Source organism: Caballeronia udeis (genome assembly GCF_044909315.1).
Lineage (GTDB): Bacteria > Pseudomonadota > Gammaproteobacteria > Burkholderiales > Burkholderiaceae > Caballeronia > Caballeronia udeis_A.
The window spans coordinates 1-1,321 of sequence record NZ_JBIYEB010000092.1 but is presented as its reverse complement, the minus strand read 5'-3'; the positions used below and the strand labels follow the sequence as shown (position 1 = coordinate 1,321).

The 1,321-nt window shown below is 59.2% G+C and carries 1 protein-coding gene and 1 other annotated feature; the gene reads right to left on the bottom strand.

Features of this window, described 5'->3' with window-relative positions:
* Positions 1 to 39: 39 nt before the first annotated feature.
* Positions 40 to 1,271 (bottom strand): IS3 family transposase gene (locus ABH944_RS44595; RefSeq protein ID WP_404615845.1). Its coding sequence is split into 2 segments (ribosomal slippage): positions 40 to 983 and positions 983 to 1,271, totalling 1,233 coding nucleotides; the frame shifts between segments, so codons are not numbered across the junction.
* Positions 877 to 993, bottom strand: a sequence feature (AL1L pseudoknot). Its footprint overlaps the gene before it by 117 nt.
* Positions 1,272 to 1,321: the final 50 nt, after the last annotated feature.

Below are 1,321 nucleotides of genomic sequence, written 5' to 3'. Positions count from 1 at the left end.
TGAACCGCCCCGGGTTCCGTGGAGGCTGTTGGGTTTAAGTTACGCTGTCATTGGGACAGTTTGATTAGAGAGTTGCCGGTAGTAGTTTGCTTCCGCTTCGGCGGGAGGGATGTAACCGATGAGTTCCAGCAGTCGATGGTTGTTAAACCATGACACCCATTCCAGCGTGGCGAACTCCACAGCTTCTTTGGTCTTCCAGGGCACTCGACGATGAATCAGCTCGGCTTTGTAAAGTCCATTGATCGTTTCTGCTAGGGCATTATCGTAGCTGTCGCCCTTGCTGCCCACTGAAGGTTCGATGCCGGCTTCCGCTAGCCGCTCGCTGTATCGAATCGACACGTATTGCGACCCCCTATCCGAATGGTGAATCAAGCGACTGTCCTGCTCTGGTTGGCGTGCCCAGAGCGCTTGCTCCAATGCATCAAGTACAAAGTCCGTGCGCATCGAACTGCTGACGCGCCAGCCAACAATACGCCGGGCAAAGACGTCGATCACAAAGGCCACGTACAGCCAACCTTGCCAGGTCGATACATAGGTGAAATCCGAAACCCACAGCTGGTTCGGCCGCTCCGCTCGGAATTGCCGATTGACCCGGTCCAGCGGATAGGGCGCCTTGTCATCGCTGATCGTCGTGCGCATCACCTTGCCGCGCATCACACCGCGCAGTCCCTGACGACGCATCAGTCGTTCGACAGTGCATCGCGCAACCGCAGTACCTTCACGGGCCAACTGACGCCAGACCTTATCGGCGCCGTAGACCTGCATATTGGCCCGCCAGACGCGCTCGATCTGCGGCACCAGCTCTTCGTCACGTCGAGCCCGCGCAGGTCGCAGTGTGGGGTCCCGCCGCTGAGCTGCGTAACGACGGTACCCCGACGGGGCAATCCGCAGAACTTTGCAGATCGGCTCAACCCCGTACGTTGCCCGGTGCGCGTCAATGAAGTCCCTCATCACTTGAGTCGGCGGTCGAGCTCCGCCTGCGCGAAAAAAGCGCTCGCCAGCTTCAGGATCTCGTTTGCCCTGCGCAGCTCCTTGACTTCGCGCTCAAGGTCTTTGACGCGCTGCGTCTCGGTCGTGCTCACGCCTTCACGCACCCCGGCATCAACCTCCTGGCGCTTGACCCATACCAACAAGGTCTGCGGCACGCAACCAATCTTGGGCGCAATTGACTCCACCGCAGCCCAAAGCGACGGGTACTCTCCGCGGTGCTCCTGCACCATGCGCACGGCGCGCTCACGGGACTCAGGTGAAAACTTATTCGACTTGTTCATGGCTCCATCTTCTCAGAAGTTGGAGCCTCCTCAAAATCCGGGGCGGTTCA